This is a genomic window from Mycobacterium sp. IDUB_9, assembly GCF_055419505.1.
The window spans coordinates 559,264-585,178 of sequence record NZ_JBVAXU010000002.1 but is presented as its reverse complement, the minus strand read 5'-3'; the positions used below and the strand labels follow the sequence as shown (position 1 = coordinate 585,178).

The window sequence follows — 25,915 nt, the reverse complement described above, 5'->3', positions numbered from 1 at the left end:
CCACGGAAATCGTAAGGCATTCCTTTGCAATATTCACGGTCAGATGGGTGCCAAATGCCACATCGTCGCTAAATACCAAGGTATAACTTGCTTATGGCAGCAACATCGGCGACTGAACTGCGCGAGTCGATGATGGCGGTGGCCCGGCAGATGCGGCGGCACCGTCCAGATCACGGCCTGACGTTGAGCCAGCTGGAACTGTTGGGCGAGGCCGGCCGCAGCGGTACGACGACCCCGGCCGAGATGGGCGCGCGGCTGCATGTGCGGGCCCAGTCGCTGACCGACAGCATCAACGAACTGCTCCGCCGGGGGCTGATCGCCCGGCGTCCCGACGACCACGACCGGCGCCGTCAGCTCATCGAGATCACCGCTGAAGGTACGGCGTTGCTGCAGGCCGACCGGGCCGAACGCGACGCCTGGCTGCACGCCGCGATGCGGGAGAACCTCACCGATCTGGAGTTCGATCTGCTGATGCTGGTGGCACCGGTCCTGCGCAAGCTGGCGTACTCCGACGCCGCTGCGGGCACACTTGGGTCATGACCACCATCGCGACCGCCGCCGCCGAATGGATCGCGCATGACCCCGACCCGCAGGCCGCGGCCGAATTGTCCTCCTGCAGTCCCGAAGAGCTCGACCGCCGGTTCAGCAATCCGCTGACCTTCGGTACCGCCGGGCTACGCGGGCCGTTGCGTGGCGGGCCCGACGCGATGAATCTGGCCGTCGTCGTCCGCACCACCTGGGCACTGGCGCAGGTTCTCAAGGACAGATGTCTGGGTGGATCGCACGTAGTGGTGGGGCGCGACGCGCGGCACCACTCCGACGAGTTCGCCCTGGCGGCCGCCGAAGTCCTTGCCGCCGAGGGCTTCCAGGTAGTTCTCATGATGGCCGCGGTCCCGACCCCGATGGTCGCCTATACCGTTCGGCACCTGCCTGCGGTGGCCGGCATCCAGATCACCGCGTCACACAATCCGCCGACGGACAACGGTTACAAGGTGTTCCTCGACGGTGGCATGCAGATCGTCTCCCCCGCCGACCGGGAGATCGAGGCCGCGGTGGCCCGCGCCCCGTATGCAGACGAAATTCGCCGATCCGCAGTGGAAACCGGTGGGCGTCACCAGATCTACGGGTACCTGGAGCGGGCCGCTCGGGTTCGCCGGAGCACCGGTTCGGTGCGGGTGGCGCTGACGCCGCTGCACGGGGTCGGCGGTGAGTACGCGCTTGATGCCCTGGCCCTGGCCGGATTCGACGACGTGCACGTGGTCGAGGAACAGTTCAACCCCGACCCGGACTTCCCCACGGTCAGCTTCCCCAATCCCGAGGAGCCGGGTGCGGTCGACGCGCTGCTGGCCCTGGCCGACGACATCGATGCCGAGATCGCAATCGCCCTGGACCCCGATGCGGACCGGTGTGCCGTCGGGGTACCCGGCCCGGATGGTTGGCGCATGCTCACCGGAGACGAAACCGGCTGGTTGCTGGGCGATTACATCCTGTCTCAGCTCGAACCCGGACCCGTCAGCGAAGCCGCTCTGGTGGCCAGCACCGTGGTGTCCTCGCGGATGCTGGCCGCCATCGCGGCAGCGCACGGGGCCCAGCACGCCGAAACCCTCACCGGATTCAAGTGGTTGGCCCGCGCCCAGTCCCCCGGTAACACCCTGGTCTACGCCTACGAAGAGGCGATCGGGCATTGTGTCGACCCGGCCTCGGTACCCGACAAGGACGGGATCACCGCCGCTATCCTCGCCGCCGACCTGACGGCTGCGCTGCGCGATCAGGGCCGCACCATGCTCGATGCCCTCGATGCTCTGGCCAAAGCGCACGGCGTGCACGTGACGGGCGCGGTCACCCGCCACGTCGACGACGCCGGCGCCGCCATGACCCGGCTGCGCGAGGCCCCGCCGACAGAACTGGGCGGTATCAACGTCACCGTCGAGGATCTGCTGCAGCGGCGGGGGCAGCAACGTACCGACGCGCTGATCTTCACCGGCGACGAGGCCGACACCTCCGTCCGGGTGGTGGTACGTCCGTCGGGAACCGAACCGAAACTCAAGTCCTACACCGAGGTTCGTTGTGCACCGACCGACGATCTGGATACGGCACGGGCCCACGCCCAGAAGCTGAGCCAGGACCTCGCCGACGCCGCTGCGCGCTGGTAACCGGAAACGCAATGCCGGACTGGACCTACCAACCGCTTCGCCCCATCGCGTCCGCGGTCATCGGCGAACATCGTACGCAGCGGTTGGCACTGCGGCTGCTGGCCACGCTCGTCGAGGCAGGCGGGTACCGTTGGATCCCAAGGGTTTTCGATCACCCGCCGGTCCCGCCCGAATGGGTGGGACGCTTCGGCGCGGTGGTCCCGCCGTCGGTGGCCCGCGATGCCGTACTGGTGTTGCCGGTTCAAGGTGCCAGCATCATCGAGATCGCGCCGGTGAGCGCCGCCGATGTCGACACCGTGCGCCGGGCCGCCACCGGTCGACGCTGCCACGTCGTCGCCCGGGTGGATTCTTCAGAGGTGGCCGACCTGCTCGCCCCCGACGTCGACGAGGTGGTCATCGGTCCGGCAAGCGAGGATCGCTATCTGACCGATCCAGACGTCGCCGCCGCCGTTGCCGCGCTGCAGGATCCGGACACCGTCGTGCTGGCCCGGCCGGCGGTGCTGCTGGCCACCGGGCCGGGCTGGTTCAACCGCGTGATCGAAGCCGCCTCGCAGACCTCGACGCCGCCGCCCAGCCTGGCCGATGCCGGGCTCAACCCGTTTCGCTGGCCGGGCTGGTTGTGGGGTGTGCTGGCCGGACTCGGTTTGATCGTGGCAGGTATCGGTGCCGGTGCCATCACGCTCGGACCTGTGTTGCTGAGTTATGACCGTTCCTATCTCGGCCTCGGGGTGGATGACCTTCGCCAGATCAACGACAACCTGGTGCACTTCATCCAACATGACCGGATCAGCATGGCGGGCAACATGATCGGCCTCGGCGCGCTGTACGCGGGATTGTCCTGGGGCGGCATCAGACGCGGCCTGGGATGGGCCCGTACCACGTTACTGATCTCTGGACTCGTCGCTTTCCTCACGCTGTTCTACTTCGTCGGAACAGGGTTCGTCGACCCTCTGCACACGCTGGTGGTGGTGACGCTGTTCCCGATGCTGCTGGCCGCGGTGTGGAACAGACCCGACCCGCCCCGATGGCGGGCGCTGCCAGACGGTCCGGAATCACTGCGCAGGCGCGCGTTGTGGGGCCAGCTGCTGTTCATCGGCCTAGGCGCCGGGCTCGCCGGCGCCGGGGCGACCATCTCGTTCGTCGGGCTGACCGACGTGTTCGTCACCACCGATCTTGGCTATCTGCACACCCACGGAGCGACCCTGCGAGCGGCTGACCCGCAGCTGCTCGGTTTCATCGCCCACGACCGGGCTGGTTTCGGCGGGGCCTTGGTCGGTTCCGGGCTGGCGATCGCATTGATCGCGCTGTGGGGATTCCGGCGCGGCGAGCGCTGGGTGTGGTGGACGTTGCTGATCGGATTCGTGACGGGCACGCTGCCGGCGCTAGCCGTGCACTACGCGATCGGGTACACCACCTTCATCCATCTGTTGCCGGTGTATGTACTCGTGCTCACCACGGCGACGGCACTGGTGTTGTCACGGCCGTACCTGACCGCGAGAGCCCCCTAGCGCGGACCGAACTGACGGTCGCCGGCGTCCCCGAGACCCGGGACGATGTAGGCGACCTCGTTGAGGCCTTCGTCGATGGTCGCGGTGATCAGCCGCATGTCCGGGGCGACCTTCTCGATCGCGGCGATGCCCTGCGGCGCGCACACCACACACACCGCGGTGATATCGACGGCGTTGCGCTCACGGAGCAGGTCGATGGTGTAGGCCATCGACCCGCCGGTCGCGAGCATCGGGTCGAGCACGAAAACTGACCGCGTGCTCAGATCGTCGGGCAGCGACGCCAGGTAGGGCGTCGGCTGGTGCGTCGTCTCGTCGCGCGCCATCCCGACGAAGCCGACCTGCGCCTCCGGGATGAGCGCGTGCGCCTGGTCCACCATCCCGAGACCGGCCCGCAACACCGGCACCAACAGCGGCGGATTGGCCAGCCGCGACCCGGTGGTATCGGTCACCGGGGTGCGCACCGCGATCTGTTCGCAGGCCGCGTCCCGGGTCGCCTCGTACACCAGCATCATCGTCAGATCGCGCAGCGCGGCACGGAACCCGGCGTTGTCGGTCCGCTCGTCCCTCAGGGTGGTCAGCCGCGCCGCGGCCAGGGGGTGGTCGACGACGCGCACATCCATGCGCTGACCTTAACGGTCGACGCCGGGGGCGTGCAGGTCTATCCGGGGTCGAACGCCACGGACCACAGAGACCACGGACTCTCAAGGGTCCGCTACGAGGTGGCGCGAATCAGGCTGAGTTGATGATCACGACGACAGCCGTAGCCGCCTCGGCAGCCCTGGGCGAGTCTGACGCGCAACGGGCGACACGGTTCGTGCGCGAGGCGATGCCGTTCCACTCCGTCCTGCTGCGCACCGCGCGACGGCTGACGCACAGCCAGGCCGACGCCGAGGACCTGGTGCAGGACACGCTGATGAACGCCTACGCCGGTTTCCACCGGTTCGAACCGGGCACCAACCTGCGCGCCTGGCTGTTCCGCATCATGCACAACCGCTGGATCAGCACGCACCGGATGAAACAGCGCCGTCCCGATACGTTCGCGGTCCCAGAGATCACCGACGGCGACATGTTCAGTAGCGCAGCCCATTCCGTGACAGCAGAGCGCTCTGCCGAGGATTGTGCACTCGACCTGTTCTGCGACGACCGGATCCGCGATGCGTTGCTGACGCTGCCGGAGGGGTTCCGAACGGTGTTGTACTACGCCGACATCGAGGGTCTCACGTATGCCGAGACGGCTGCGCGCATGGAAATCCCTCTGGGAACGGTCATGTCACGCATCGCACGGAGCCGCGAGCGTCTGCGGGCCGTGTTGAGCGATGACACCGATGTGCGCCGTGTGGCGTAACGAACAACGAGAGGACACAATGGAATCCGGATCGACAGAACTCAACGGATACCGCGCGCTGGTTACCGGAGGCACCGCGGGTATCGGATTGGCCTGTGCCGACCTGCTGGCCCGGGCGGGTGCGGCAGTGACCATCACCGGGCGGGATGAACAGCGCGGACGTGACGCCGCGGCCGCGCTCGGTGGCGACGTCCGGTTCATCAGCGCCGACCTCGCCGACCTGGACTCGGTGCGATCTCTCGCTCAACAATGCGATCGTCTCGACATCCTGGTCAACAATGCGGCCGCATTTCCCGGTGCGCTCACCGTCGAACAAGACGTCGCCTCCTTCGAGCAGACTTTCGACACCAATGTGCGCGGCACATATTTCCTGGTGGCCCAGTTGGTGGGCGGCATGCTCGAACGCGACCGCGGCAGCATCGTCAACGTCACCTCGATGGTCGCGTCCAAAGGCGTACCCGGTGCCTCGACCTACAGTGCGTCCAAGGCCGCCGTCGAATCGTTGACCCGCACCTGGGCTGCCGAATTCGGTTCCGGCGGAGTGCGAGTCAACAGTGTGGCACCGGGCCCGACCCGCACCGAAGGCGTCGAGGCCCAATGGGGCGACACCAACGAGGAACTCGGCCGCGCCCTGCCGCTGGGCCGCACGGCCACTCCTGCGGAGATCGCCCACGCAGTGCTGTTCCTGAGTTCGCCGCGGGCGGCCTTCATCACCGGCTCGACGTTGCACGTCGACGGCGGCGGTACAGCCATCTGAACGCGGCGCCTCGGGATGCCCCGTGTGCGCCGCTTTCTACCGTGGGGCTGTGCCAACGGCGCACGAGCAGCCGTGGCGTGGAAAGCGACGCATGACGGAACCGATCGGGCGCGGCGGACGTCCTAACCACATGACCGCCGACACCCTGCGCGCCGACATGGCGGCCATCGACGCCCTTGGCGGCGCCTACGGCGCACACGCCGCCGAGCTCAGCGCCGTGGCCGCAACCCTGCGGTCGATGCCGTCACCGGCAGGCGCCCTCGGCCCGATCGGCGAGCGGTTCGTGGCAGCCTTCACCGCATCCGTCAGCGCCCACATCGAGGCGGTAGCGGCACTGAGTGCCCGGGCCGGCACAGGTGCCGTCAGCGCCGGGGTTACCGCCGCCGAGTACGACACCGCCGGTCAGCGGGCGGCGGCACTGTTGCCGCGGGTGTAGCCATGCCCGCATCCGCCGCCGCGCTGGCCACACCGCTCTACGCGCTGCGAGACCTGGTGGGCAGTGGCCGGGCCGAGCCCGGCCCCGCCGTGACGGTGCTGGATGCGGCGCATTCCGCCCTGTCGGATATCGCTGCGGCACTTGGGCGGTCGTGGGAGAGCGCCGCCGGCGACTGGTCGGGCACAGCCGCAACGGCCGCCGCCGACTTCGCCACGGGCACCGCGGCCGAGGTGACCGGCCTGGCGGCGCAAGCGCAGGTACTGAGCGCAGCCGCCCAGAGCGCAGGCACAGCTGTGACCGAGGCGAGGTCACGACTGCAGGCGATCATCGACCGCTTCGAGGAACGCGCCGCGGCGCTGGGTCCCCATCTCGATGAGCCCGGTGTGGCGCAGGAGCTGCAGGCCGAGGCACGGCGTGCGGTCGCTGAGGCGTCGGCCGTCGTCGACGAACTACGCACCGAACTGGACCGCCAGGCCGGTGTGGTCACCGCGGGGATGCACGCGGGCCCGGCGGGGCTCCCGGCCAGTTCGGGGCTTCCGGCCGGCGCGCCGACGTCGTCGGGATTTCCAGGAGCGGGGTTCCCGGGGGCCGGCTTCTCCGGAGCGGGGTTCTCTGGGGCCGCAGACCTGCCGGCCTCTTCGGGTGATCGCTCCGAGGCAGCGGTCGGGCTTCGCGACCCGGGCATGTTCGGGGACGGTGTGGCCGTGCGGCTGCCCGACGGGAGCACCGCGGTGGCCCCCAATGCCGTGGCGGCCAGCGCCGTGCGGCACGCGCTGACCCAGCTCGGGGTGCCCTACCGGTGGGGCGGCACCACACCCGGCGTCGGGCTGGACTGCAGCGGGCTGACTCAATGGGCCTATCGCGAAGCCGGGTTGGACATCCCGCGGCTGGCCCAGGAGCAGGACATCGGCAAGGCGGTCTCGGCGGGGACGCTGCGACCGGGTGACCTGGCGGTGTGGGACGGCCATGTCGCCATGATCGTCGGCGGAAATACGATGATCGAGGCAGGTGACCCCGTGAAACTGTCCCCCGTCCGAACGACGAATGCCGGTCAGGGCTTTCAGGGCTTCTGGCGGCCGACAGTGTGACGGGCACCCCCGAGCCGACCCAGGAACGGGAGACAACCTGACTGGCGTCGGAGGCGCCCCATTAGGCTGTGCCGCATGGCTGCTGACATCGTCCCGATTCGGCTCGGGCTGACCAAGGGCGACCTCTACACATTGTGGGCTCCGCGTTGGCGTGATGCCGGCGACGAGTGGGAGGCCTTCCTCGGCGAGGGTGACGCCCTGTTCGCCTTCGAATCGGTCGCTGACCTCGCGGCATTCGTCCGCACCAACACCGACAACGATCTGGCCGACCACCCGGCGTGGGACAAGCTGACCGCCGCCAACGCCCACAAGCTGCAGCCGGCCGACGACCGTGAATACGACATCGTCGGGATCCCGGAGCTGGTTGCCGACAAGCCGACCGAAGAGTCTGTCGCGACTGTGCACCGCACGCTGGTTCTGGTCTCCTCGATCGGCTCGGTGTGTGAACTGGCGGCCATCAGCAAGTTGTTCAACGGCAACCCGGTGCTCGGCACACTCGGTGGCGGGGTGGACGGCTTCACCGGGCGCTCTGGCCGCAAGCGTTGGGCCGAGATCGAAGCCGTGATCGCGCGCGGCTGGGACGGCGTGCTCGACGCCATCGACGAGGTTGTCACCATTCCCGAAGACATCGACGAGGACGCGGTCAAGAAGGCCGAGGCCGAGCTCGAGGAACCGGCTCCCGAAGAGGACGAAGACGACCTGGTCGCCGACACCGAAGACGACGACGCCGAGAGCGACGAGGACGACACCGCGGCGGCCGAACCCGTGCGCAGCGCCGCCGACGCCGCTGTCCTGGGCGACGACGAGGACTTCTGGCAGAAGGTCGGCATCGACCCGGTGCGCATCATGACCGGCTCGGGGACCGTTTACACCCTGCGTTGCTACCTTGACGACGATCCGGTCTTCCTCGGCCGCAACGGTCGCATCAGCGTGTTCACCTCGGAGCGCGCACTGGCCCGCTACCTGGCCGACGAGCACGACCACGACCTGTCCGACCTGGCCACCTACGACGACATCAGAACCGCCGCCACCGACGGCTCGCTGCGGGTGGACGTCGCCGAGGAGAACATCTACGTCTTGTCCGGCATCTCCGACGACATCGCCGACGGACCCGACGCGGTCGACCACGACCAGCTGGAACTGGCCGTCGAATTGTTGCGCGACGTCAGCGACTACTCCGAGGACAAGACCGTCGACGAGACGCTGGCCGATACCAAGGCCCTCGGCAAGTTCGTCGGGTATGTCCTGGGCAACGACAACGCCCGCAAACCCGACGCGCCGTATGCCCAGGCCGTCGAGCAGTGGGAAGCGTTGGAGCGTTTCGTGGAGTCACGCCTGCGCGCGGAGTAGCCGCGATCCGATGAGTTCTGGCCGCGCAGGCGGTCAGATCACTCATGACCGCATCGACCAGCCTTTCCACGCACACCGTCGAGGTTCCCGGCGCACGCCTGCACTACGAGGTGCGCGGCGAGGGCCCGCTGCTGATGATCCTCGGCGCGCCGATGGCTGCCGCCGAGTTCGCACCGCTGGCGCACGCGCTGGCCGGGGACCACACCGTGGTGACCGCGGACCCGCGCGGCATCGCCCGTAGTTCCGTCGACGATCAGACCGAGAACTCCATCCCGGAGCGCCGGGCTGATGACGTCGTCGCGATCCTCGATGATCTGGGCGCCGACTCCGCCGATGTGTTCGGCTCGTCGGGCGGGGCGGTGACGGGCCTGTCATTGGTGGCCCGCCACCCCGGCCGGGTGCGCATCCTCGTCGCGCACGAGCCTCCCCTGCTCGAATTGCTACCCGACGCCGCTGAGCAACGCGCTGCCACCGAAGACATCATCGCCACCTTCAACAGCGACGGGATGTTCGCGGCCTGGGGAAAGTTCATGGCCAACGCCGGCTTCGACGTACCGCCCGGTGCACGGGAGATGCCCGCACCGAGCGAGCAGGAGCTGCGCGACGCGGCACACTTCTTCAACCACGAGCTCCGGCCCACCACCCGCTACTTACCGGATGTCGCCGCATTGATGAACGGACAGGTCGTGCTGGGTCTCGGCGAGGAGTCCGGGCACCTGTTGACCAAGCGGACCACGATGACCCTGGCCGGGCTACTGGGCGTGCGTCCGGTCAAATTCCCCGGCGACCACGGTGGATTCATCGACGCGCCAGGGATTTTCGCCGACGCATTACGGGGGGTACTGCGCGGCTGACGTGTCCGGCGCGGATCAGTGTTTGGTGACCTTCGGCGGCTGCCAGGTGCCGTCGAGCGCCTCCTCCTTGGGCCAGTACAACCGCAGCGGGAATCCTGAAATCTCGATCAGCCCATTTTACGAAATCCTGGACTCCTGCATACCCTCCTGCCAGGTCACATTTATCAGGCCTACGGCATCGGCTCAGGCCAGCCGCGCGATGCCGTAGTACGACGAGTTCCAGGACGAATACAGCCCGTCACCCACCCAGTCGATTGAACCCATCTCGGGCAACTGCCACAACTGCCGGCCGGTTGCGGAGTCAAAGGCGGTCACCGGACCCCAGCGACTGCGGCTCGCCGAGTCGGGATCAGCGAAGCCCAGAACCTGGGTGTCGTTGGCGGCGACGAGTTGAATGATTTTCGACCTGTCCAGAAACGCACCGGTACCGTCACTGCAGTCCCGCACCCGCTTTGCCCCGGCAGTGCCAGTCGTGTACGAAACAACGCACAGATTGCCAAAACCGCCGAGGCTGACCGCCGCCTCCGCAGGCAGCGAAATCTGCTGGGTCCACGTCAATTCTCCGGTCAGGACGTCCACCCCGGCGATCTCATTCTTCTCCCTGTTGTACACGATCAGCGATGTGACAGCCGACGTGACACCCGACTGCCAAGCCGCCTCCGAAACTGAACTGGCGATGCCTGCATCCGTGCTGGAGGGAAGCCGATAGCCGCGATCTGCAGTGATCCGCCAGGCGATTTTGCCGCTGAACGAGTAGAAGTCGATCTGCGACTTGAAATTCTTGTCCTTCCCACGCGACACAGCAATGCCGCGACTGGTGGCGACTGGCGGTCTGTAGGTCTCGTCGACCGCGAACAATTGGTCGCCGGTCTTGGCGTCGTAGAACGTCGTCGTGGTACCAACGAAGTTGGCTACGATGCCTTGATCCAGGAACACGGAGATAATTTCCGATGAAAACTGCTTCGACCACAGCTGCCGTCCCGAATCATCGAACATCGTGAATTCTTTTCCCAGTTTCACGGCCAACATGCTGGCGCCGCCGTAGACGTCGGCGTTGTGTTCCTTGGCCGACTTCGATTCCTTGGTCACACCAGTCGCCATGTCGATGAGGATGGCCGCCGCTCCACCGTTGCAGAGGGCGGCCTGGCCCGAAGTGCCGATGACACAACCCATTTGCATGATCCGCAACGGTTGTTGCCATCGCGGAGAGCCGTTGGTGGCATCCAGCGCGATCAAGGAGTTGGCCGCCTGGATGATGACGGTCTTGGCATCACCGCCCAGGAGGCGGACAAGACCGAGGGTGTTCTCGCCTGGCGGATAGGTCCACAGCGGGGTGGTGGGCGCGCTGGTCAGGGTGGGGGCCTTCACCGCGCCCGGCGGACGCTCCTCCGCAGCGATCTCGGCCCGACCGGCCGCGGTATCGGCCTCCGACAACGGCTGCGGCCCCGAACCGAACGTCCAGGCCAGGACCCCGCCGACCACCAGCGCCACAACAACCACCACCGCCGCGACGATCATCCCGATCAACTTCGCCCTGCGTCGGCGATCCTCCTCCGGCGGCGGGGGTGTGAACTGGGGCGGGTACCCGTACCCCGGTGGCTGAGACGCGAACCCCGGGGCGGCGCCGAATACCGGCGGACCGAACGGCGAGGAACCGGGCTGACCATCGTTGTCGCCCCACGGCGAACTCCCCCACTGGCTCACGGCCGGAGTCTAGTTCAGCCGTTCCTGCCCGCCCCGCGCCAATCTCTCAGCCGACCAGCACCGCGTACCGGGGCTTGATCACCTCGTCGATGATGGCGAGCCGCTCATCGAACGGGATGAAGGCCGACTTCATCGCATTGATGGTGAACCGCTCCAGGTCACTCCAGCCGTAGCCGAACGCCTCGACCAGCCGTAGCATCTCCTGGCTCATGGTGGTGTCGCTCATCAGCCGGTTGTCGGTGTTGACGGTCACGCGGAACCGCAGCCGAGCAAGCCGGTCGAACGGATGCTCGGCGATGCTCGGCGCCGCTCCGGTCTGCACGTTGCTGCTGGGGCACATCTCGAACGGAATTCGCTTGTCCCGCAGGATGGATGCCAGCCGGCCCAGGCGCTGGGTCCCGTCGTCGAGTTCGGTGATGTCGTCGACGATGCGCACGCCGTGGCCCAAACGGTCGGCACCGCAGAACGCGATGGCCTCGTGGATGGACGGCAGCCCGAACGCCTCACCGGCGTGAATGGTGAAGCGCGCGTTGTTGCCTCGCATGTATTCGAATGCGTCGAGGTGCCGGGTGGGCGGGTAGCCGGCCTCGGCCCCGGCGATGTCGAAGCCCACAACGCCCTTGTCGCGGAACCGGATTGCCAGCTCGGCGATCTCACGGGAGCGGGCAGCATGACGCATCGCGGTGACCAGACAGCGCACGGTGATGATGCGCCCCTCTGCGGCGGCCGCCTTCTCCCCGTCGGCGAAGCCGGCCAACACGGCGTCGACCACGTCGTCGAGCGACAGGCCGCCGTCGATGTGCAGTTCGGGGGCGAACCGGATCTCGGCGTAGACGACGTTGTCGGCGGCGAGGTCCTCCACACACTCGTAGGCGACACGGTGCAGCGCCTCCGGGGTCTGCATCACCCCGACGGTGTGGGCGAACGGCTCCAGGTAGCGCACCAACGACCCGCTGTGCGCCGCAGTGCGGAAGAAGGTGGCCAACTCGTCGACGTCCGTGGCCGGCAGGTCGTCATAGCCGACCTGACCGGCGAGGTCGAGCACGGTGGCCGGACGCAGACCACCGTCGAGGTGATCGTGCAGCAGGGCCTTGGGAGCGTGCTGGATCTTGTCCAGACTCAGCGGCGTACTCATCACTCCATCATGCGCACAGCGAGCCCGTCAGCGCGGATCATTCAGGCTGCGACCCGCTCAACAGTCGGTGACGAAACAGGTCGAGCACCTGGTCGAGCGCAGCTCGGGTGGGTTGACCGGGTACATCGATCAGGTGTTCGGTGAGCACGGAGTGCGGCCGCATCGTCGCGTCGGGGTTGGCGTCGGCATCGTCGAGTTCAACCGCCACGAATGCGTCACCGAGCTGCTCACGCAAGAAGCCGAAGCGTTCTGCCGGCACCAGCCGGTCCCCGGTGAACCGCAGCCCCAACACCGTCAGACCGCGGGCGCACCGTTGCCGGACGATGGCCAGGTCAGCCTCCGAGATGTCGATCGACCCGCGTTGGGCGGCAGTCAGCCCCATTGGCATCGAAGGTTGTGACAGCACCGGAGCGAGCAAAGTGTCGTCGGTCGCCATCGCCAGGGCGTAGCCCCCGGTGAAGCACATGCCGACGGCGCCGACACCGGGCCCGCCGCAACGCTCGTGTTCGTGCCTGGCCAGGGCCCGCAGCCAGTCGATGACCGGGGAAGTCCGGCCGGTGGCCAAGGTGACGAATTCTCGGCTGATGCAGGCCGGTACGAGCGATCCGACAGCATTCGCCACGAAGCCAACCCGACCGCGTGCGTCCGGGTTCGGATCGCGGCCTGGGACTCCGAACAGGTGTGGAAGGACTGCGGTGCAACCGATTCCGCTGACCTGGCGGGCGAAGTCGAGGACTTTGGGGGTGATGCCAGGCATTTCGGCGATGATGACGACCGCCGGCCCGTCTCCGCGCCGAAACACGGAGCGGGTCTTGGATTGGTAGGTGAACTCTGACCGTTGGAAATCCGCAAGATCGTCGTCGGGCACCATCTGTGCCTAGCAGTTGGGTTCCCGATTGACCAGAGGGATCGTGAATACCTACAACCGGTCGATGATCAGGGGCCGCTGCGTGGGCGCGGTGTCGCTGACCGTCCAGGCGCCCTCGAGCTCGGCGAGTGCGCCGGGCAACCGCTCGGCGGTCTCGGTGTACAGGGTGAACAGCGCCTCCCCCGCGGCCACCGGCTCCCCCGGCTTGCGGTGGATCCGCACGCCCGCACCGAACTGCACCGGCTCACCCGGCTGGGCGCGGCCGGCACCCAGCCGCCAGGCCGCCAGCGCCACTCCCATGGCGTCGAGGTCACCCATGATGCCGCCGCGTGGGGCCGTCACGGTCTCGGTGGCCGTCCCGATGGGCAACGGGCGGGTCAAATCCCCACCCTGGGCCGCCACCAGCGCACGGAAGCAATCCATCGCGCTGCCATCGCGCAGCGTCTGGGCAGGGTCGGTGCCGTCGACACCGGCTGCGTCGAGCATCTCGGTGGCCAGCGCCAGGGTCAGGGTGACCACGTCGGACGGACCGCCCCCGGACAGCACCTCCAGCGACTCGGCGACCTCCACGGAATTGCCGACGGTCCGCCCCAGCGGGCAATTCATATCGGTGAGCAGGGCCCGGGTCGGGACCCCGTTGGCATTGCCCAGGCCCACCATGGTGGCCGCCAGTTCGCGGGACTCGGCCTCGGTCTTGAGGAACGCGCCTCGCCCCACCTTCACGTCGAGCACCAGCGATCGCGCCCCTTCGGCCAGCTTCTTGCTCATCACGGAACTGGCGATCAGCGGCAACGACTCGGTGGTGGCGGTGACATCCCGCAGTGCGTAGATCTTGCGATCGGCCGGCGCCAACTCCCCGGCCGCGAACACCGCTGCACCGATATCCCGAAGTTGTTGCCGGATTTGACCTTTGGTCAGTTCAGCGGTGAAGCCGGGGATCGCCTCAAGTTTGTCGAGCGTGCCGCCGGTGTGGCCGAGCCCGCGCCCTGCCGCCTGCGGAACACTGGCGCCACAGGCCACCACAACCGGCAGCAGTGGGATGGTGATCTTGTCCCCCACCCCGCCGGTGGAGTGCTTGTCCACCAACGCCAGTGGCCGCCCGGCACGGCGCAGGTCGGTGAAGTCGAACCGTTCTCCGGAATCGACCATGGCCGACGTCCAACGGGCGATCTCGGCGGGTGCCATGCCTTTCAGAAAAATCGCCATCAGTAGGGCCGACATCTGTTCGTCGGCGACCCGCCCGTGGGTGTAGCCCTCGATCACCCAGTCGATTGCGGCGTCGGACAGCACACCGCCGTCACGCTTGGTCCGGATGACGGTCGGCGCGTCGAGATACGGCATGGCCGCCAACCTACTCGCCGGTAACCCGGAGTTGTTGGACCACTTGGCCTTACCTACGCTCCAGATCGGCGGGACCGAAGGCGTCGGGTAGCAGCTCGTGCAGCGGGCGCGGGCCGTGCCGATGGTCGATGAGCAACTCGGGACCGCCGTGTTCGAGCAGCACCTGCCGACAGCGCCCGCAAGGCATCAAAACGTCCCCGTCGGGGCCCACACACGACAGCGCGATGAGCCTTCCGCCACCGCCGGAATGGAGGGCACAGGCCACAGCGCACTCGGCACAGAGACCTAGGCCATATGAGACATTCTCCACATTGCATCCGGTGACGACGCGGCCGTCGTCGACCAGAGCGGCAGCCCCCACCGAATATCCCGAATATGGCGCATAGGCGTGAGATGATGCTTCGATTGCCTTGTGACGCAACAGATCCCAGTCAACGGCAACCGTCACGAGACAACCCCCGACACAGGTTCTGAATGCATTCCGAAACCCCAATTCGCGGCGCGCACTGCAAGATAGGTAAGCCTAACTTTCATGCGATTTTCAGGTCGAACGGCTCAACCGTAATTCCTTCGCCACTACAAATGGGTTTAGAGTCGCCCCGAGGTTTGGGGCTAATTCACTCCGCAGTCCCGAACGTCCACCGAAGACGTTGGAGGGCGAGATGAGTACTCAGACGGAGGTGCCGGCTCCGCAACCCAGGAAGACCCGTCGGCGCACCCTGTACAAGGGTGATCCGGGCATGTGGTCCTGGGTATTGCACCGTATTACCGGTGCCACAATTTTCTTCTTCCTGTTCGTACATGTCCTTGATACCGCGCTGGTCCGGGTGAGCCCGCAGGCCTACAACGAGGTCATCGAGACGTACAAGACACCCATCGTCGGATTGATGGAGATGGGCTTGGTCGCCGCGGTGCTGTTTCACGCACTGAACGGCATCCGCGTCATCCTCATCGACTTCTGGCAGCAGGGTCCCCGCTACCAGCGGCAGATGCTCGCGGTCGCCGTCGGCCTCTTTGCCGTGGTCCTCATCGCAGCACTAGGAGTCATCGGTATGCACATGGTGGAGCGGTTCCTGTGAGCGCGCCAGGAGCGGGCGAGTCGCGGTTGGGCCGTCCGGCACCGGTGATGGAACGTGAGCACGACCGGCCCGCCGCGCTGGACCACCCGCGCGCGCCCCGTCGTGCCCGCGGCATTCCGTACTTCGAGAAGTACGCCTGGCTGTTCATGAGATTTTCTGGTTTGGCACTCGTCTTTCTGGCGCTCGGCCACCTGTTCATCATGCTGATGTGGCAGGACGGCGTGTACCGCATCGACTTCAACTATGTCGCACAGCGCTGGGCCTCGCCGTTCTGGCAGATCTGGGACATGGCCCTGCTGTGGCTCGCGATGATCCACGGCGCCAACGGCCTGCGCACCATCATCGGGGACTATGCCCGTAAGAACGTCACGAAGTTCTACCTGAATTCGCTGCTTCTGCTGGCGACAGGGTTCACGTTGGTTCTGGGTACCTATGTCCTGGTCACCTTCGACCCGAATATTGGGGGCTAACCAATGATTCAGGAACATCGCTACGACGTCGTCATCGTCGGTGCCGGCGGCGCCGGCATGCGCGCGGCCGTCGAGGCCGGTCCGCGCGTCCGCACCGCCGTGCTGACCAAGCTGTACCCGACGCGCTCCCACACCGGCGCAGCGCAGGGCGGCATGTGCGCCGCGCTGGCCAACGTCGAAGAGGACAACTGGGAATGGCACACCTTCGACACCGTCAAGGGCGGCGACTACCTCGCTGACCAGGACGCCGTCGAGATCATGGCCAAGGAAGCCATCGATGCGGTGCTGGACCTCGAGAAGATGGGCATGCCGTTCAACCGGACGCCCGAGGGCCGCATCGACCAGCGCCGGTTCGGCGGGCACACCCGCGACCACGGCAAGGCCCCGGTGCGCCGGGCCTGTTACGCCGCCGACCGTACCGGTCACATGATCCTGCAGACGCTGTACCAAAACTGCGTCAAGCACGACGTCGAGTTCTTCAACGAGTTCTACGCGCTGGACATCGCGCTGACCGACACCCCGGCAGGCCCGGTGGCCACCGGCGTCATCGCCTACGAGCTCGCGACCGGCGACATCCATATCTTCCACGCCAAGGCGGTCGTCTTCGCCACCGGCGGTTCGGGCCGGATGTACAAGACCACCTCCAACGCCCACACCCTGACCGGTGACGGCCTGGGCATCATCTTCCGCAAGGGACTTCCCTTGGAGGACATGGAGTTCCACCAGTTCCACCCGACCGGCCTGGCCGGCCTGGGCATCCTGATCTCCGAGGCCGTACGCGGCGAGGGCGGTCGTCTGCTCAACGGCGAGGGTGAGCGGTTCATGGAGCGCTACGCGCCGACGATCGTCGACCTCGCGCCGCGTGACATCGTCGCCCGCTCGATGGTGCTCGAGGTGCTCGAAGGCCGTGGCGCCGGACCGAACAAGGACTACGTCTACATCGACGTGCGTCACCTCGGCGCGGACGTGCTGGAAGCCAAGCTGCCCGACATCACCGAGTTCGCCCGCACCTACCTGGGTGTGGACCCGGTGACCGAACTGGTGCCGGTCTACCCGACCTGCCACTACGTCATGGGCGGCATCCCGACCACGATCCACGGACAGGTCCTGCGCGACAACACCAACGTCATCCCCGGCCTGTACGCCGCGGGTGAATGCGCGTGCGTGTCGGTGCACGGTGCCAACCGTCTGGGCACCAACTCGCTGCTGGACATCAACGTGTTCGGCCGTCGCGCCGGTATCGCCGCCGCGGAGTACGCCGCCAACCACAATCACGTCGACCTGCCGGAGAGCCCGGCCGATATGGTCGTCGGCTGGGTCGGCGACATCCTGTCGGAGCACGGCAACGAGCGCGTTGCCGACATCCGGACCGCACTGCAGCAGTCGATGGACAACAACGCCGCGGTGTTCCGCACCGAGGAGACACTCAAGCAGGCGCTCACCGACATCCACGCACTCAAGGAGCGGTACAGCCGAATCACGGTGCACGACAAGGGCAAGCGCTACAACAGCGACCTGCTCGAGGCCATCGAGCTGGGCTTCCTGCTGGAGCTGGCCGAGGTGACCGTGGTCGGTGCGCTGAACCGCAAGGAGTCCCGCGGCGGGCACGCGCGTGAGGATTACCCGGACCGCGACGACACCAACTACATGCGGCACACCATGGCCTACAAGGAGGGCGAAGACCTGCTCTCCGACATCCGGCTGGATTACAAGCCCGTGGTCCAGACCCGCTACGAGCCGATGGAGCGGAAGTACTGATATGAGTGCACCCGTAATCGACAAGCCCGAAGCCGGCGACCCGGAGCTGCCACCCGTGCCCGAGGGCGCGGTCATGGTCACCCTCAAGATCGCCCGGTTCAACCCCGAGGACCCCGACGCCGCGGGCTGGCAGAGCTTCCGAGTTCCCTGCCTGCCGTCAGACCGGCTGCTGAACCTGCTGCTCTACGTGAAGGGCTACCTGGACGGCACGCTGACCTTCCGCCGCTCCTGCGCCCACGGCGTGTGTGGCTCGGATGCCATGCGCATCAACGGCGTGAACCGGCTGGCCTGCAAGGTGCTCATGCGCGACCTGCTGCCCAAGAAGGCCGGCAAGCAGCTCACCATCACCATCGAACCGATCCGCGGCCTGCCCGTGGAGAAGGACCTCGTGGTGGACATGGAGCCGTTCTTCGACGCCTACCGCGCCGTGAAGCCGTACCTGATCACCAGCGGCAACCCGCCCACCAAGGAGCGCATCCAGAGCGCCACCGACCGGGCCCGCTACGACGACACCACCAAGTGCATCCTGTGTGCGTGCTGCACCACGTCGTGCCCGGTCTACTGGAGTGAGGGGTCGTACTTCGGCCCGGCCGCGATCGTCAACGCGCACCGGTTCATCTTCGATTCGCGTGACGAGGCGGCCGCCGAGCGGCTGGACATCCTCAACGAGGTCGACGGTGTGTGGCGCTGCCGCACCACGTTCAACTGCACCGAGGCCTGCCCACGTGGCATCCAGGTGACTCAGGCGATCCAGGAGGTCAAGCGCGCTTTGATGTTCGCGCGCTGAGTTCTTTGGCTTTGTGCCGAGTGTGAAGAAGATCGCGAGATTTCTCGGAAATCTGGCGATCTTCTTCACGTTGGGCAACCCGCCGCGCGCAGTGCGTCGCGGGTGCGGGCGATGATCACGCGTTGGCGGTGACGAAGCAGGTCAGCGCCAACCCGGACTATCCGCCAGTCGAGTTCGCGGTACTCCGCATCCTGGTCGATGTCCTTGGTGCGTTGTCTCGGATCGGTCCAATGCTGAATGCCGTCATATTGCACGCCAACCTTCCATTCCGGCCAACCCATGTCGAGGCGGGTTTCCTGCGGTGACTCAGCACCGTAGTCGGCAAGGTCGAGTACCCGCCGCAGTTGCACGAGTCCACGCACGCCCCGGTGCTCTCTGATAAGTGCCTGTATGTCAACAAGTTTCAGATCGCACGCCTGCAGCAGTGCGTCCACGCGCTCAACCGCGATGCCTTGCCCTCGCCGCCGACCAAGGTCGAACGCAGTCCTGGCCGGTGTCGTTACCCGGACACCGTCGACTACACAGATCTCGTCATGGGCGAGCTTGTCACTGTGCAGGATGATGCCGGAGGTCTTGTGCCGGCTCGCGTGATTCAGCTCGGCGGGCAGTTTCGCATCGATCCATTTAGAGCCGTGGAGCGCGGCCGCCGACAATCCGGCTACGACTGCTCGTCGCTCCGACCACAACCAGGCAGCGATCGCCTTGTCGACGGATTGAGCACGGTGCCGCGCGGGACATAGACGTCCCAGTGCACCATGTCGCAGCGCGTGGTCAGCTGATACCGATTGAGCTTGCCGGCCGCGAGCGCCTCGGAACCCAAAAATGGCATACGGGTATGACGCAGCGCAGGTCAACGAGGTTCCACCGCGAGCGAGCGCTCGGCGCTGTCACACATTCAGGGGCTATCTCGTCTAACTCGTATGACCGAGACAAAGACCCGAATCCCCGCGGTAACCCCCAAGCAAGCCGGCCTCCTGACCCGCGCCATGTACTGGTACGCCAAGCGCGAGTTCGGTGAGGTACCCGAGCCGTTCGCCGTGGCCGCAAACCACCCGCGTCTGCTGGTCGCCAACGGCGTCCACGAGATGCTGTTGCAGGGTGGCTCCAAGAAGCTGCCCCCCACGGTCCGCGAGCTCGCGGTGTTCTGGACCGCCCGCACGGTCGGCTGCTCGTGGTGCGTCGACTTCGGCTCCATGCTGATGCGGCTGGAGAACCTCGACGTGGAGCGGCTCAAGTCGATCGACGACTACGCCACCTCGCCGTTGTTCACCGAGGACGAGCGCGCCGCGATCACCTACGCCGACGCGATGACGACTGATCCGCACACCGTCACCGACGAGCAGGTTGCCGACCTACGCCGGCGCTTCGGCGACGACGGCGTCATCGAGCTGACCTACCAGATCGGCGTGGAGAACATGCGATCGCGGATGTACTCGGCTCTGGGCATCACCGAGCAGGGCTTCAACTCCGGGGATGCGTGCCGGGTGCCTTGGGCACAGTGATAGACAAGCCGAGTGCATTGGTATACCGGCAACACGTTCTATGACACGGTGCTGACCGCGGCCTTCGTGTTCGCCGCATTCGTGATCATCGGCGGTTTCTTCGCGCAGAGCTCCTATGGGCGCTTCTCGACGACGAAACTCGGCCTCAATCTCAACCCGAAGCTCGGCTGGTGGCTGATGGAGATACCCGCGACCGTGGTGTTCTTGATCAGCTATCTGGCCGGGCCGAACCGATTCGAGCCGACATCACTTGTGCTCGCCGGAATCTGGATGCTGCACTACGCCAACCGGGGGTGGTTCTTCCCGCTCGCGATCCGCCAGGTTCCGGGCAAGCGCGGCACCTTCAACATCTCGGTGATCGTGATGGGCATGCTCGTCACCTCGATGCACGGTTACCTCAACGGCACGCTGTTCAGCCACGACTTCTTCGGGCAGTACACCACTGCCTGGCTGACCGATCCGCGGTTCCTGATCGGGTTGGCGATCTACCTGTGCGGGTTCGCGCTGCTGGTCAACTCGGAATCGATCGTGCGCAACCTGCGGGACAAGAACAATCCCGGTGTTGCCGAATATCGGATTCCGTTCGGTGGCGGGTTCCGGTTCGTCACCAGCCCAGCGTATCTGGGCGAGATCATCGCCTGGTCCGGCTTCGCGTTGCTGACCTGGGCCCTGCCCGGCGTTGCCATCTTGCTGATCACCGCGGGCAATCTGATTCCCCGGGCGCTGGGCACTCACAGTTGGTATCAGGACAAATTTCCCGAGTACCCCACCGACCGCAAGGCGCTGCTCCCCTACGTGCTGTGATGGTCACGCCGGAGCAGGCGTGATCTCGATGAAAGCGATTGGCATGTCCATGGTTTGGCTGCCGTAGTCGAGGGTGCGCTCGAACAGTTTCATGGGGGCGCTCCAATTGGCGGCGATCACTGCGTCGGCGTGCGCGTGTTCTGCCTCGGGCAGGATGCGCGCCACGCCGGCCACCACCGGGCCGAAGGGCTTGCCGCGCAGATTGCTCGCCACCACACGCACATTCGGGTTGCTGCGGATGCGCTTGACCTTCCCGGTCGACGCATCGGTGCGCACGTAGAGCTTCCCGTCTGCCACACCGTGGTTGATCGGGCTGGGCATTGCCTCACCTGAGCGTTTGAACGTCACCAACACGATCTGCCGATGGTTCTCGAACCCGGCGAAATCCGACCCCGTTGCCGGGCCGATGTCGAAGGCCTCACGGTGGCGCATCTTGTCCATGCCGCGGAACATCATTCGACTGAGCGTGTGGGCCATCGTTCCGGGTTCGTTCGGCATCACTGTGCACCTCGTCTCAGTGGGGATCCGGTGAACTTGTCGGGGTTGGCGATATCCCACACCGCGCAGACCTTGCCGTCGCGGACCGTGAAGACCGTGACACGCGGCATCATCTCGGGGTATCCGTCGCCGGCCGGCGCGCCCGTCGTATAGAGGCCCAACTGGCCGTTGACAAGCGCGAATTGGCTGCCTGCCAACCAATTCGGCCCATAACGTTGAGACAGTCCGAGGATGAACCGGGCCACCTTGTCCGGACCGTGGATGACGCGGGCAGCCGTCGGGGCGCGACGGTTCGAATCGCCGGTGAAGGTGACGTCGGGATGCAGCAGCCGGACGACGGCGTCGAGCTCCCCCGACGCCAGGGCGGCCATCAGCTCGCCGGCCACCTGGTTGTGCAGATCGTCGGGCGAAGACGGCGGAGGATTGTCGGCGACCGCGCGGCGGGCCCGCGACGCCAACTGGCGGGCGGAGGCGTCGCTGACCCCGAGCACACCGGCGATCTCGCTGAACGGCAGGCCGAACCCGTCATGCAGCACGAAGGCCACCCGCTGATCGGGGGTGAGCCGCTCCAGCACCACCATCGCCGCGAACCGGGCGTCTTCCCCGGCCACCACCGCGTTGAGTGGGTCGCTCGCGTCGAGCCCGGTCACGACGGGCTCCGGCAGCCATTCGCCGTAATAAGCCTCGCGGCGGTGCGCCGCAGAGCGCAACCGGTCCAGGCCGAGCCGGCTGACCACGGTGGTCAGCCAGGCCCGCAGGTCGGCGATCGCGGTCTGGTTGTCATGCCAGCGCAGCCAGGCGTCCTGCACGATGTCTTCGGCATCGGCATAGGTACCCGTCAACCGGTAGGCGACCGCCAGCAGGTGCGGCCGCAGCGCCTCGAATTCATCGGTGCGCGCCGCAGTGGTCACGATCCCAGCTTAATCCCGCCGTGTGACAGCGGCATGGACGAGCCCTAGCGCCTCGTGAAAACCGTCCGGTGCCACTCTTTTTCGGCGACACCAGTGATGTCGCTCATCACGTGCTTGATGGTGAGGTACTCCTCGAACGAGTAGTCGCTCATGTCCTTGCCGAAGCCCGACGCGCCGACGCCGCCGTGCGGCATTTCGGAGATGATCGGGATGTGGTCGTTGACCCACACGCAGCCGGCGTTGATCTCGCGGGAAGCCCGCTGCGCGCGGTACACGTCGCGGGTCCAGGCCGAGGCAGCCAGCCCGTAGTCGGTGTCGTTGGCCTGCCGGATCGCGTCGTCGTCATCGGTGAACGCCCGCACGGTCAGCACCGGACCGAAGATCTCGTCGCGATACACCTCAGACGTTTCGGCGACGTCGGCGATCAGGGTGGGCCGGTAGAACGCGCCCGGCAGATCGGGCGCCACACCACCGGTGACGACGCGGCCACCCTGCCCGGGCGCCCGAGCCACCATCTGCGCGACCTTGTCGCGGTGCGCGAACGAGATCAGCGGTCCCAGGTCGGTGTCGGGGTCGTGCGGGTCGCCGACGACGATCTTGCTCATCACCTCGGCGACACCGGCGACGAAGTCGTCATACAGGTCGCGGGCCACGATCGCCCTGGTCGCAGCGGTGCAGTCCTGGCCGGTGTTGATCAGGGCACCCGCCACCGCACCCTGAATCGCGGCGTCCAGGTCGGCGTCATCGAAGACGACGAACGGGGCCTTGCCGCCCAATTCGAGCTGGGTGCGGTGCCCGTGGGCGGCCGCGGCGGACATCACCTTGCGACCGACGGCTGTGGAACCGGTGAAGGTGACGACGTCGACGTCGCGATGGCCGGCCAGTGCGGTGCCGACGTCGGCGCCACCTCCGGTGACCACGTTGAACACGCCGTCGGGCAGGCCCGCCTCAGTGGCCAGCCGCGCCAATGTCAGCGTGGTCAGCGGGGTGATCTCGGCGGGTTTGATGACGACGGAGCAGCCTGCCGCCAAGGCCGGGATGACCTTCCACACCGCCATCTGCAGTGGGTAGTTCCACGGGGTGATGGTCGCGACCACGCCTACCGCGTCGCGTCGGATGCTCGACGTGTGGTCACCGGAGTACTCGGCGGTGGCCTTGCCCTCGAGGCGGCGGGCAGCACCGGCGAAGAAGTCGATGTTGTCGACGCTGCCGGGGACATCGAATTCGGTGGCCAGCCGCACCGGTTTGCCGGTCTGGCTGACCTCTTCGGCAACCAGCTGATCAGCATGCTCGTCGGCGAGCTTGGCCAGCTTGGCCAGCACCGCCGACCGCTCGGCCGGCGTTGCCTTGGACCAGCTGGGAAATGCCGCCCGGGCGGCTGCGACGGCGGAGTCCACATCAGCCGGGGTGGCCAGGGCATAGTCGGCAACAGCCTGCCCGGTGGCCGGGTCGATGATCTGGTGGACGGGCCCAGCCGTCGCGACCGGCGCACCGCTGATCCAGCTGCTCGTCACATTTACTGCCACGCTCATGGAGCCCCACGGTAACCGATGGCAGATTTGATCTCTACGCAATCCCGCGTTCGATACGCTCAAAACAAGGGATTTCATCGATTCAGTTGCCGCAAACGACGGATTCCGTGCACAATCGGTGCATGAGCAACCCGGAGGGTGACGACCTTCAGCCCGTCCAGCTGCGGGTGAACAACAATTCTCGCACCGCCTTTCAACTCGACGATCTGTCGAAGGCGATCATCGAGAAGTTGCAGGCCGACGGCCGCCGTTCGTACGCCGGAATCGGCAAGGCCGTGGGCTTGTCCGAGGCAGCAGTACGCCAGCGCGTGCAGCGCATGGTCGACGCGGGCGTCATGCAGATCGTCGCGGTGACCGATCCGCTGCAACTCGGGTTCGCCCGCCAGGCGATGATCGGCATCCGCTGCACCGGCGACACCCTGAAGCTGGCCGAAAAACTCTCCGCCATCGACGCCGTCGACTACGTGGTACTGACCGCCGGATCGTTCGACGCCATCATCGAAGTGGTCTGCGAGGACGACGACAGCCTCCTCGAGCTTCTCAACACCAAGATCCGCTCGCTTCCGGGAGTGATAACCACCGAAACCCTTGTTTACCTGAAACTCGTGAAACAGCAATACAATTGGGGAACTCGATGAGTATCACAGAAACTGCACCGACCACCACTTCAGATCTGGCCGCCAAAGCCAACCGCCACCTGTGGGGACATTTCTCCCGGCACGGCGAGGGCATCACACCGCCCATCATCACCCGCGGCGAGGGTGTCCGAATCTTCGACGACAAGGGCAAGAGCTATATCGACGGCCTGTCCGGCCTGTTCGTCGTCCAAGTTGGGCACGGCCGCAAGGAACTTGCCGAGGCCGCGGCCAAACAGGCGGAGAAGCTGTCCTTCTTCCCGCTGTGGTCCTACGCCACCCCGCCGGCCATCGAACTGGCCGAGCGGGTCGCCAACTTCGCGCCGGGCGACCTGAACCGGGTCTTCTTCACCACCGGCGGAGGCGAGGCCGTCGAGAGCGCGTGGAAACTGGCCAAGCAGTACTTCAAGCTGACCGGCAAGCCGGGCAAATACAAGGTGATATCGCGCTCCATCGCGTATCACGGCACGCCGCAGGGAGCCCTGGCCATCACCGGCATCCCGGCGTTCAAGGCGCCGTTCGATCCGCCTACCCCCGGCGGTTTCCGTGTGCCCAACACGAACTTCTATCGGGCGCCCGCCGAATACGGGCACGACGAGAAGGCCTTCGGCCGGTACTGCGCCGACCGGATCGCCGAGTCGATCGAATTCGAGGGCCCCGACACCGTCGCCGCGGTGTTCCTGGAACCGGTGCAGAACGCCGGTGGCTGCTTCCCACCGCCGCCCGGGTACTTCGAGCGAGTGCGCGAGATCTGCGACGAGTACGACGTGCTGCTGGTGTCCGACGAGGTGATCTGCGCCTACGGCCGCATCGGTTCGATGTTCGCCTGCGACGACTTCGGCTACGTGCCGGACATCATCACCAGCGCCAAGGGCCTGACGTCGGGCTACTCCCCGCTGGGCGCGATGGTGGCCAGCGACCGGTTGTTCGAGCCGTTCAATGACGGCAAGACGGTCTTCGGCCACGGCTATACCTTTGGCGGGCACCCGGTTTCGGCCGCGGTCGCCATGGCCAACCTCGACATCTTCGAACGCGAGGGCATCAACGACCACGTCAAGGAAGCCGCCCCGGCCTTCCGGGCCACCTTGGAGAAGCTCTACGACCTGCCCATCGTCGGCGATGTCCGCGGTGAGGGCTTTTTCTACGGCATCGAGCTCGTCAAGGACAAGGCGACCAAGGAGACGTTCAACGACGAAGAGTCCGAGCGGCTGCTGCGCGGGTTCCTGACCCCCGCACTGTGGGAGGCCGGGCTGTACTGCCGCGCCGACGACCGTGGCGACCCAGTGATCCAGCTGGCCCCGCCGCTGATCAGTGGCCAGGCGGAGTTCGATGCGATCTACGAAATCCTGCACGGCGTACTGTCCGAAGCCGGAAAGCTGCTCTGACCTGAACTTGCCGAG

Annotated in this window: 25 protein-coding genes and 2 pseudogenes; 17 read left to right on the top strand and 10 right to left on the bottom strand. The window is 66.4% G+C overall.

All coding sequences use genetic code 11. From position 1 onward, the window contains the following. Positions 1-93 precede the first annotated feature (93 nt). The 3 genes from ACZY08_RS11390 to ACZY08_RS11380 are packed head-to-tail and all read left to right on the top strand — an operon-like array spanning position 94 to position 3,661. Complete coding sequence (locus ACZY08_RS11390; protein WP_463744752.1) at positions 94-540, top strand: MarR family winged helix-turn-helix transcriptional regulator; 447 nt, start codon at positions 94-96, stop codon at positions 538-540. Beyond that, positions 537-2,153 (top strand): phospho-sugar mutase, encoded by a 1,617-nt coding sequence (locus ACZY08_RS11385; protein WP_463744753.1) that lies wholly within the window; start codon positions 537-539, stop codon positions 2,151-2,153. The genes ACZY08_RS11390 and ACZY08_RS11385 overlap by 4 nt, the downstream gene beginning before the upstream one ends. An 11-nt stretch (positions 2,154-2,164) precedes the next feature. Further along, on the top strand, positions 2,165-3,661 hold the full coding sequence (locus ACZY08_RS11380; protein ID WP_463744754.1) for a hypothetical protein: 1,497 nt from the start codon (positions 2,165-2,167) through the stop codon (positions 3,659-3,661). On the opposite strand, the gene upp is transcribed toward ACZY08_RS11380, so the two are convergent. Next, positions 3,658-4,281 (bottom strand): uracil phosphoribosyltransferase, encoded by a 624-nt coding sequence (gene upp, locus ACZY08_RS11375; RefSeq protein WP_463744755.1) that lies wholly within the window; start codon positions 4,279-4,281, stop codon positions 3,658-3,660. The two genes, ACZY08_RS11380 and upp, sit on opposite strands and share 4 nt — an antisense overlap. 122 nt (positions 4,282-4,403) lie before the next feature. Between upp and ACZY08_RS11370 the strand changes: the two genes are divergently transcribed. The 6 genes from ACZY08_RS11370 to ACZY08_RS11345 all read left to right on the top strand — a co-directional run bounded on the left by ACZY08_RS11370 (position 4,404) and on the right by ACZY08_RS11345 (position 9,491). Beyond that, the gene (locus tag ACZY08_RS11370) at positions 4,404-5,006 is read left to right on the top strand and encodes a sigma-70 family RNA polymerase sigma factor (RefSeq protein ID WP_463744756.1); all 603 of its coding nucleotides are present in this window, start codon (positions 4,404-4,406) and stop codon (positions 5,004-5,006) included. A 19-nt stretch (positions 5,007-5,025) separates the two neighbouring features. Next, positions 5,026-5,763, top strand: coding sequence for an SDR family NAD(P)-dependent oxidoreductase (locus ACZY08_RS11365; protein WP_463744757.1), 738 nt, complete (start codon positions 5,026-5,028; stop codon positions 5,761-5,763). Between the two features lie 130 nt (positions 5,764-5,893). Then, a complete protein-coding gene (locus tag ACZY08_RS11360; protein WP_463744758.1) occupies positions 5,894-6,199 on the top strand; it encodes a hypothetical protein in 306 nt (101 codons plus the stop codon). Positions 6,200-6,201: 2 nt separating this feature from the next. Then, complete coding sequence (locus ACZY08_RS11355) at positions 6,202-7,287, top strand: C40 family peptidase (protein WP_463744759.1); 1,086 nt, start codon at positions 6,202-6,204, stop codon at positions 7,285-7,287. A 75-nt stretch (positions 7,288-7,362) separates the two neighbouring features. Further along, positions 7,363-8,637 (top strand): protein export chaperone SatS, encoded by a 1,275-nt coding sequence (gene satS / locus ACZY08_RS11350; protein WP_463744760.1) that lies wholly within the window; start codon positions 7,363-7,365, stop codon positions 8,635-8,637. 44 nt (positions 8,638-8,681) lie between these two features. Continuing rightward, the gene (locus ACZY08_RS11345) at positions 8,682-9,491 is read left to right on the top strand and encodes an alpha/beta fold hydrolase (RefSeq protein WP_463744761.1); all 810 of its coding nucleotides are present in this window, start codon (positions 8,682-8,684) and stop codon (positions 9,489-9,491) included. Between the two features lie 183 nt (positions 9,492-9,674). Here the strand turns inward: ACZY08_RS11345 and ACZY08_RS11340 are convergent, their stop codons facing one another. Genes ACZY08_RS11340 through ACZY08_RS11320 form a run of 5 tightly spaced genes read right to left on the bottom strand, consistent with a single transcriptional unit; the run spans position 9,675 to position 14,987 of the window. Further along, positions 9,675-11,195, bottom strand: a complete 1,521-nt coding sequence (locus tag ACZY08_RS11340; RefSeq protein ID WP_463744762.1) for an outer membrane protein assembly factor BamB family protein — start codon at positions 11,193-11,195, stop codon at positions 9,675-9,677. A gap of 46 nt (positions 11,196-11,241) precedes the next feature. Beyond that, the gene (locus ACZY08_RS11335) at positions 11,242-12,330 is read right to left on the bottom strand and encodes an adenosine deaminase (RefSeq protein WP_463744763.1); all 1,089 of its coding nucleotides are present in this window, start codon (positions 12,328-12,330) and stop codon (positions 11,242-11,244) included. Positions 12,331-12,367: 37 nt separating this feature from the next. Further along, positions 12,368-13,198, bottom strand: a complete 831-nt coding sequence (locus tag ACZY08_RS11330) for a dienelactone hydrolase family protein (RefSeq protein WP_463744764.1) — start codon at positions 13,196-13,198, stop codon at positions 12,368-12,370. A 51-nt stretch (positions 13,199-13,249) separates the two neighbouring features. Next, positions 13,250-14,539: a thymidine phosphorylase gene (locus ACZY08_RS11325; protein ID WP_463744765.1), complete on the bottom strand. Its 1,290-nt coding sequence runs from the start codon at positions 14,537-14,539 to the stop codon at positions 13,250-13,252. 49 nt (positions 14,540-14,588) lie between these two features. Further along, on the bottom strand, positions 14,589-14,987 hold the full coding sequence (locus tag ACZY08_RS11320) for a cytidine deaminase (RefSeq protein ID WP_463744766.1): 399 nt from the start codon (positions 14,985-14,987) through the stop codon (positions 14,589-14,591). 214 nt (positions 14,988-15,201) lie between these two features. Between ACZY08_RS11320 and sdhC the strand changes: the two genes are divergently transcribed. Genes sdhC through ACZY08_RS11300 form a run of 4 tightly spaced genes read left to right on the top strand, consistent with a single transcriptional unit; the run spans position 15,202 to position 18,633 of the window. Then, positions 15,202-15,618: a succinate dehydrogenase, cytochrome b556 subunit gene (sdhC, locus tag ACZY08_RS11315; RefSeq protein ID WP_463744767.1), complete on the top strand. Its 417-nt coding sequence runs from the start codon at positions 15,202-15,204 to the stop codon at positions 15,616-15,618. Between the two features lie 47 nt (positions 15,619-15,665). After that, entirely contained in the window at positions 15,666-16,088 is a 423-nt protein-coding gene (locus tag ACZY08_RS11310) for a succinate dehydrogenase hydrophobic membrane anchor subunit (protein WP_463745279.1), read from the top strand. A 3-nt stretch (positions 16,089-16,091) separates the two neighbouring features. Next, positions 16,092-17,846: a succinate dehydrogenase flavoprotein subunit gene (sdhA, locus tag ACZY08_RS11305; RefSeq protein WP_463744768.1), complete on the top strand. Its 1,755-nt coding sequence runs from the start codon at positions 16,092-16,094 to the stop codon at positions 17,844-17,846. A 1-nt stretch (position 17,847) separates the two neighbouring features. Continuing rightward, positions 17,848-18,633 carry a succinate dehydrogenase iron-sulfur subunit gene (locus ACZY08_RS11300; protein ID WP_463744769.1) on the top strand — a complete coding sequence of 262 codons (786 nt, stop codon included), beginning with the start codon at positions 17,848-17,850 and terminating at the stop codon, positions 18,631-18,633. Positions 18,634-18,698: 65 nt separating this feature from the next. Here the strand turns inward: ACZY08_RS11300 and ACZY08_RS11295 are convergent. Beyond that, positions 18,699-19,462: pseudogene (locus ACZY08_RS11295) on the bottom strand (hypothetical protein). 76 nt (positions 19,463-19,538) lie between these two features. Between ACZY08_RS11295 and ACZY08_RS11290 the strand changes: the two are divergent. Together ACZY08_RS11290 and ACZY08_RS11285 are read left to right on the top strand one after the other, a co-directional pair. After that, positions 19,539-20,135, top strand: a pseudogene (locus ACZY08_RS11290) (carboxymuconolactone decarboxylase family protein); the annotation flags it as partial. 12 nt (positions 20,136-20,147) lie between these two features. Next, positions 20,148-20,939: a phosphatidylethanolamine N-methyltransferase family domain-containing protein gene (locus ACZY08_RS11285; RefSeq protein WP_463744770.1), complete on the top strand. Its 792-nt coding sequence runs from the start codon at positions 20,148-20,150 to the stop codon at positions 20,937-20,939. Between the two features lie 3 nt (positions 20,940-20,942). Here the strand turns inward: ACZY08_RS11285 and ACZY08_RS11280 are convergent, their stop codons facing one another. Genes ACZY08_RS11280 through ACZY08_RS11270 form a run of 3 tightly spaced genes read right to left on the bottom strand, consistent with a single transcriptional unit; the run spans position 20,943 to position 23,880 of the window. Then, on the bottom strand, positions 20,943-21,437 hold the full coding sequence (locus ACZY08_RS11280; RefSeq protein WP_463744771.1) for a PPOX class F420-dependent oxidoreductase: 495 nt from the start codon (positions 21,435-21,437) through the stop codon (positions 20,943-20,945). Further along, on the bottom strand, positions 21,437-22,348 hold the full coding sequence (locus ACZY08_RS11275) for a sigma-70 family RNA polymerase sigma factor (protein WP_463744772.1): 912 nt from the start codon (positions 22,346-22,348) through the stop codon (positions 21,437-21,439). The genes ACZY08_RS11280 and ACZY08_RS11275 overlap by 1 nt, the downstream gene beginning before the upstream one ends. 44 nt (positions 22,349-22,392) lie before the next feature. After that, positions 22,393-23,880 carry a gamma-aminobutyraldehyde dehydrogenase gene (locus tag ACZY08_RS11270; RefSeq protein WP_463744773.1) on the bottom strand — a complete coding sequence of 496 codons (1,488 nt, stop codon included), beginning with the start codon at positions 23,878-23,880 and terminating at the stop codon, positions 22,393-22,395. 122 nt (positions 23,881-24,002) lie between these two features. Here ACZY08_RS11270 and ACZY08_RS11265 point away from each other — a divergent pair, with 122 nt between their 5' ends. Together ACZY08_RS11265 and ACZY08_RS11260 are read left to right on the top strand one after the other, a co-directional pair. Continuing rightward, entirely contained in the window at positions 24,003-24,518 is a 516-nt protein-coding gene (locus ACZY08_RS11265; protein WP_463744774.1) for an Lrp/AsnC family transcriptional regulator, read from the top strand. Beyond that, positions 24,515-25,900 carry an aspartate aminotransferase family protein gene (locus ACZY08_RS11260; RefSeq protein ID WP_463744775.1) on the top strand — a complete coding sequence of 462 codons (1,386 nt, stop codon included), beginning with the start codon at positions 24,515-24,517 and terminating at the stop codon, positions 25,898-25,900. Before ACZY08_RS11265 ends, ACZY08_RS11260 begins: the two co-directional genes overlap by 4 nt. The last annotated feature ends 15 nt before the right edge of the window (positions 25,901-25,915 follow it).

Bases quoted from the DNA above. Each gene is read 5' to 3' on its own strand.
- ACZY08_RS11390 (WP_463744752.1), top strand. From the start codon at position 94: ATGGCAGCAACATCGGCGACTGAACTGCGCGAGTCGATGATGGCGGTG.
- ACZY08_RS11385 (WP_463744753.1), top strand. From the start codon at position 537: ATGACCACCATCGCGACCGCCGCCGCCGAATGGATCGCGCATGACCCC.
- ACZY08_RS11380 (WP_463744754.1), top strand. From the start codon at position 2,165: ATGCCGGACTGGACCTACCAACCGCTTCGCCCCATCGCGTCCGCGGTC.
- upp (WP_463744755.1), bottom strand. From the start codon at position 4,281: ATGGATGTGCGCGTCGTCGACCACCCCCTGGCCGCGGCGCGGCTGACC.
- ACZY08_RS11370 (WP_463744756.1), top strand. From the start codon at position 4,404: ATGATCACGACGACAGCCGTAGCCGCCTCGGCAGCCCTGGGCGAGTCT.
- ACZY08_RS11365 (WP_463744757.1), top strand. From the start codon at position 5,026: ATGGAATCCGGATCGACAGAACTCAACGGATACCGCGCGCTGGTTACC.
- ACZY08_RS11360 (WP_463744758.1), top strand. From the start codon at position 5,894: ATGACCGCCGACACCCTGCGCGCCGACATGGCGGCCATCGACGCCCTT.
- ACZY08_RS11355 (WP_463744759.1), top strand. From the start codon at position 6,202: ATGCCCGCATCCGCCGCCGCGCTGGCCACACCGCTCTACGCGCTGCGA.
- satS (WP_463744760.1), top strand. From the start codon at position 7,363: ATGGCTGCTGACATCGTCCCGATTCGGCTCGGGCTGACCAAGGGCGAC.
- ACZY08_RS11345 (WP_463744761.1), top strand. From the start codon at position 8,682: ATGACCGCATCGACCAGCCTTTCCACGCACACCGTCGAGGTTCCCGGC.
- ACZY08_RS11335 (WP_463744763.1), bottom strand. From the start codon at position 12,330: ATGAGTACGCCGCTGAGTCTGGACAAGATCCAGCACGCTCCCAAGGCC.
- ACZY08_RS11325 (WP_463744765.1), bottom strand. From the start codon at position 14,539: ATGCCGTATCTCGACGCGCCGACCGTCATCCGGACCAAGCGTGACGGC.
- sdhC (WP_463744767.1), top strand. From the start codon at position 15,202: ATGAGTACTCAGACGGAGGTGCCGGCTCCGCAACCCAGGAAGACCCGT.
- ACZY08_RS11310 (WP_463745279.1), top strand. From the start codon at position 15,666: ATGGAACGTGAGCACGACCGGCCCGCCGCGCTGGACCACCCGCGCGCG.
- sdhA (WP_463744768.1), top strand. From the start codon at position 16,092: ATGATTCAGGAACATCGCTACGACGTCGTCATCGTCGGTGCCGGCGGC.
- ACZY08_RS11300 (WP_463744769.1), top strand. From the start codon at position 17,848: ATGAGTGCACCCGTAATCGACAAGCCCGAAGCCGGCGACCCGGAGCTG.
- ACZY08_RS11280 (WP_463744771.1), bottom strand. From the start codon at position 21,437: ATGCCGAACGAACCCGGAACGATGGCCCACACGCTCAGTCGAATGATG.
- ACZY08_RS11270 (WP_463744773.1), bottom strand. From the start codon at position 23,880: ATGAGCGTGGCAGTAAATGTGACGAGCAGCTGGATCAGCGGTGCGCCG.
- ACZY08_RS11265 (WP_463744774.1), top strand. From the start codon at position 24,003: ATGAGCAACCCGGAGGGTGACGACCTTCAGCCCGTCCAGCTGCGGGTG.
- ACZY08_RS11260 (WP_463744775.1), top strand. From the start codon at position 24,515: ATGAGTATCACAGAAACTGCACCGACCACCACTTCAGATCTGGCCGCC.